Genomic DNA, 5,144 nt, shown 5'->3' with positions numbered 1-5,144 from the left:
CTAAGGCGGGGCCTCTAGTTTCACTTCAACAGCGACGTATGACATTCCGCGCTGCCAATTCCCGAAGCTCACACACTTCCCCGCCCGCACCACGATCCAGACGAAGTTGCCACGGCCTAACTCCGGGCAGAACCCGGCTCACGTTCGCAGGCACGGGCTCCAAAAACCTGATGTAGGGATGGGTGCCATTCACTGGAAATCAACGGCTGATAAGGTATTGGCATACCGACCGACTAGTGGATGATGAGAGCGCAGTGGAACTGGCGATGCGCGAACAGCAGCGGCAGCGCACGCGGGCCTCGATCCTGCGGGTGGCTGCGGAGGAATTTGACGAGCGTGGATATGCTGCGGTCGCCCTGAGCGAAATCGCGAAGCGCATCGAATTGACCAAAGGATCGGTGTACTTCCACTTCAATTCCAAGTCCGACCTGGCCAAAGCCGTGATCGATACGTATTTCTCGGCGTGGGAGTCACTCGTGCAGGCAATCTCCGATCGCGAACTGACAGGACTGACAGCACTGCGTTGGCTCTCGGCCGAAGTCGCGCGCCGCTATCGGGATGACGCCGGAGTCCGGGCACCACTCCGACTGATGCGCGAAGCCAATCTCGTTGGCATCGACCTGCCGACTCCGTTCCTCGCATGGGTCGAGTCGGTCGCAAAGCATCTGGGTGAAGCCCGCCACGGGGGGGAGGTTCGCCCCGATCTGGATCTCGACGCCGTCGCGTGGCAGATCGTTGCCGGCTTCTTCGGTGCCCAGGAAATATCCCACCAGCTCACTGGGCGCTCCGATCTCGTCGAGCGAGTTGAAGCGATGTGGGAAATGTTTCTGCCCGGGATCGCGGCAGTACGCACGAGCTAAAAGCTACCTGACTCCTTCCCAGAACAGGACCAGCCACCGGGTCCGCACGTGGTAGTGCTGCTATTCGACGCCTTTGAGCGCGCTCGTCATATCGATGCCCTTGATCCGCCTGGTCAACATCAGCGTCGCAGTCATCGCGAAAACGATCGTAATCAGGGACGCAATGGCCCAGCTTCCCATCGTAATGAACGGGTGATAACTGGCTCGATCCGTGCTGAACAGGCCAACATATTCACCGAGGAACCACCACCCGGCCGGGATGCCCAAGAGCCACCCGATCAAGGTGGTGGAAATGTTCTCGCGGCTGGCCAGAGATCGGAGTTCCTGATGATGGAAGCCCAAGACGCGCAGGGTCGCGTAGTCTCGGATACGTTCGGTGAAGCTCATCGCGCCGAGATTATAAAGGACTACGACGGCGAGGATGATCGCAAAGACCTTAATGAGCGTGAAAACGCTGGTCAGGGACGCGACCAGCGACCGCGCATTTTCGCTCTGCTCGTCGAGCGTGACCGCCCCGGCCACGGCGGACAGGTCGATGACCTCCTGGCCAACGGACTTCTCGGTCAGATAGCCGTTTGGCGTGAATATCCCTCCGGCTGCGTCCCAGGTGGAATCCGAGACGAGGACACCTTGGGGTTCGGAGATGGAGGTCAACGCGGTGATCTGGAGATCGATACCGGAGCCATCCGTCGTTTCCACGTTGATCTCGTCTCCGACATCGACGCCCAGTTGATTAGCGAGCCGCTCACTGATGATTGCGCCGTCGTTCACCGTCACCGGGTCTCCGCCTGAATCGAGAGCCCGGAAGAGATCCCCCTCTCCCAGAACTGTCAAGGTGTGCTCGACACCTCCATCAGAGTCGATGCGCGCCGGGGACTGCTCGATCCACTGTCCGGTCCCGGCTTCGGATTCGATCCTGTCTCGTGCCCCCGCACCTGCCAGCGGGGAGATCTGCAGACGTGTGTCGTAACGATACTGTTCCTCGTAAGACAGCTCCACCTGCTTATTGAGCGTATCCGGCATCCCGAAGCCGGTGACAAGTAGCATCATGCATCCTGTCGTCGCGATGACCCCCATAATGACCCGGACGGGACTACCCGTGGCATCCCGAATGGCCCACCTGCTGCCATAGGGAATCCGCTGCCATATGGCGCGCAGGCGTTCAAGTGGTGTCCGTCGAGCCCTCCCCGTGTCTGGCCGCATCCCCTCTGCCGGGCTCATCCTTCGCATGCGGCGGGTTGCAGACCAGGACGCGACGATACAGACCGTAATCAGCACGAGTGGAAGGGCAGCGCTGTCGATGGCATAGGCGGGCTGCCAGATGGGCAACGAGAAGCTGCCCTGCTGCGTATCAAGAACATAGCGGGACAACGCGGGCGTCAGCGCCAGTCCCGCGACGCAACCTGCCGATACGGCGACGATCCCCACCGCGGTGTAGTAGGAGGCGATAACTCGATTCGAGTAGCCAAGGGCTTTCAGGATGGCCACCTCGGCGCGTTGGATATCGGTGAGACGCCGGATGGAGGTGGAAATCGATAGCAAGGCCACGAGGAGGAACAACGACGAGAACAGGTACGACAGACTCCGGATCTGGTCCACCCGCTCGTACGCGGTCGCGACATGGGGGTAAGTATCTGTTTCAGTAAACGACCCGTACCGATCGCCCAGGATCGTCCTGACCGCATCACCCAATTGTGCGGGGTCCCCGCTCACCACGATGCTCTGGCTGACGGGTGCTTGGGCGGCCAGTTCCATGGCGGTCTCGTTGCTGACCAGCCCATAGCCGTAGGTCGAAGCGTCGGGGGCGACCATCCCACTACCGGCATAGGCTATCTTGTCCGGTTGGAGTATCAGCCCATTGATGCGTAGTTCTGTTTCCTCCCCCTCACGCGTCACGGTCATCCGATCGCCTGTGTCCAGATTGTTGGCTTTCGCGTAGGACTCGTCGAGCCAAACTCCGTCCGAGGAGTCCACCGGGGCGCCGGTGACGACCCGCGGCGAATTGATGTCGCTGACGCCTCTGGTGGACAGTTCAAGATCATCGACCGTCCCTCCACGGGTTACCGTGACCGGGATCGAAGACACCAGGGCGGCCTCGTCCACACCACCGATCTGCTCGACTTCGGCAAGATCCTCATCGGTGAGGTCTAGACCGGTGATCCATGCGTCAGGCATCCTGTTCTCAGCGGCAAAGGAATCAAGCTCCATTTCGATTCCCTTCCACCCGCCTTCCAGACCCGAAAAGATTAGAACGCTGAGGGCTGCCATGAGGCAAACGGCGGCGAATTGGGCCCAATGCTCTCGCAGGTCCCTGCCGAGTTTGTGGATGAACAGCACCATCATGCGGAAGCCTGCCGACCGATGATCTCGGGGGTCGCATTGTGGGTGTCCTCAATGATTTTTCCGTCCGCCAGACGGATGAGTTTATCGGCAGCGGCAGCCAACAATTGATCATGCGTCACAACAACCACGGCGGTGCCCGTAGCGTGCGCGGTTTCTTGCAATTGGGCGAGAATCTCCACCCCGGTCTGAGAATCCAGGGCACCACTGGGCTCGTCGCAAAGCAAGAGGGCCGGCCTCTTGGCCAGCGCCCGCGCGATCGCCACTCGTTGCATTTCCCCGCCCGAGAGATGGCGAGGAAACTGGTTGAGCCGGTGTCCGAGTCCGACGCGACGCAACAGATCAGTAGCGATGCTCCCCGCCTCGCGACGTGACATGACCAGAGCAGCCGCGAGGGCAACATTCTCGACGGCGGTCAGATTGGGCACCAAGTTGTAGAACTGGAAGACAAATCCGACTTGAGCGCGCCGATACTGCGTCAGGGCACGATCCGACAGCGACTCCAGATGGTCTTCGCCAACACGGATGGTGCCTGTGCTCGGGCTGTCCATGCCCCCGATGATGTTCAGTAGAGTGGTCTTCCCCGACCCGGAAGGACCGAGGATAACGGTGAACTCACCGGCGGCAATCTGGACACTCACGTCCGCCAGCGCAACGACTCGGGCGTGTCCGGTGCCGAAGGTCCGGCCCGCGCCACTGGTCGAGATATAGGTCGGGTGTGTAGCTACCACTGGACGATCAGCGCTCCATAGTGCGTTCCCGAGCCCGTTCCCACCAGCAACGCGGTCTCTCCGGGTCGGATCCGCGTCCTATGCAGGGCCAGGGGGATGCTGGCGGCGATGGTATTGCCCACCTCCGCCAGGGTGATGGTCATCTTCTCCCGTCCCCAGAACCTGGCCATCATTTCCATTCCGGCTTTGCTCGTTTGGTGGGGAATCACATGGTCGATCCCCTCCGCGCTGGTGCTCAACCCGGGGCGGAGAGCTTCGAGGAAGGGCGGAAAAGTTCCAATGGCGCCCCGAAGCAACTTCAGGCCCTGCATATCGAACTGGAAGTCCTCCGGGTGTGCGGGGGCGTCATCGACGCGCAACCGACTGCCAAAACCGCGAATTTCGGCATCACGAATCCCCCGTTGATCCGTGAAGAACGATGAATCCGTGATTCCTTGGCCCGAACGATCTGCTTTTCCCAGCACCACTGCCGCCGCTGCATCGCCGATGAGACAGGCGCTTTCTGGCTGACTGAAATTCAGTCCGCGGCTACCAGCCTCCGTCGAAACCACCAGGATGTTGGCAGCAAGGCCAGCTTCAAGAATGAGAGCCGCTTGTTGGAAGGCCACCAGGAACGAAATGCAAGTTGCATGAATGGAGAACGCAAATTTTCCGGTTATCCCCAACTGGCTAGCGATGAGTGCACCTCCGTCGGGGATGGCCTGCATGGGACTTCCCGAGGCATTGAGCACCAGGTCGATATCCTCAGGATCAGTCCGGCATCTTCAATGGCCCTCTCCGCGGCCAAAGCGCCCTGCGCTAGAGGGTCCTCGTCGGCACTGATCCAATGCCTATGGTGTATCCCGGTCCGCTGTATGGCTTCCTCCGCGGAGATTCCGCAGAGAGCGGCAACCTCCGCTGTCGGAACGATCCGTCGTGGTAGCGCTTCCCCTGATCCCAAAACCCGAACTGACAAAGTACCCATGACCGGACTTCCTCCCCTAAGCATCAACGATAATCGACATACTAGCCGACCGGTCAGTGAAAAAGACAGAACGAATTCAGACGTGTGGAGGTCGACGCCCAAGAGTGGGACGTTTGGTAAATTTCCCGGCATCCTCATGACGAACTCGGCCACGTTCAACTTGTCGAATGTGAACACCTGACTACCCAGGTCGTCGAGCCGAAAGCAGTGCTGATTTCCGACTAAATTGGTCTCCAACAAATACTCACT

Annotated in this window: 4 protein-coding genes; 1 reads left to right on the top strand and 3 read right to left on the bottom strand. The window is 60.1% G+C overall.

The window, feature by feature from the left end; genetic code table 11:
• The first annotated feature begins 236 nt into the window (after positions 1-236).
• The gene (locus tag ACT3UE_RS15645) at positions 237-860 is read left to right on the top strand and encodes a ScbR family autoregulator-binding transcription factor (RefSeq protein ID WP_444567013.1); all 624 of its coding nucleotides are present in this window, start codon (positions 237-239) and stop codon (positions 858-860) included.
• 60 nt (positions 861-920) lie between these two features.
• On the opposite strand, the gene ACT3UE_RS15640 is transcribed toward ACT3UE_RS15645, so the two are convergent.
• The 3 genes from ACT3UE_RS15640 to ACT3UE_RS15630 form a co-directional block, all read right to left on the bottom strand.
• Positions 921-3,203 carry an ABC transporter permease gene (locus ACT3UE_RS15640; protein WP_444567012.1) on the bottom strand — a complete coding sequence of 761 codons (2,283 nt, stop codon included), beginning with the start codon at positions 3,201-3,203 and terminating at the stop codon, positions 921-923.
• The gene (locus tag ACT3UE_RS15635; RefSeq protein WP_444555741.1) at positions 3,200-3,841 is read right to left on the bottom strand and encodes an ABC transporter ATP-binding protein; all 642 of its coding nucleotides are present in this window, start codon (positions 3,839-3,841) and stop codon (positions 3,200-3,202) included. Before ACT3UE_RS15635 ends, ACT3UE_RS15640 begins: the two co-directional genes overlap by 4 nt.
• Positions 3,842-3,924: 83 nt before the next feature.
• Complete coding sequence (locus tag ACT3UE_RS15630) at positions 3,925-4,638, bottom strand: 3-oxoacyl-ACP synthase III family protein (RefSeq protein ID WP_444567011.1); 714 nt, start codon at positions 4,636-4,638, stop codon at positions 3,925-3,927.
• Positions 4,639-5,144 lie beyond the last annotated feature (506 nt).

Source organism: Arthrobacter sp. 179, from assembly GCF_052379645.1.
In the GTDB taxonomy this organism is placed as follows: Bacteria; Actinomycetota; Actinomycetes; order Actinomycetales; family Micrococcaceae; genus Arthrobacter_H.
This window is presented reverse-complemented; position numbering and strand designations above follow the sequence as displayed.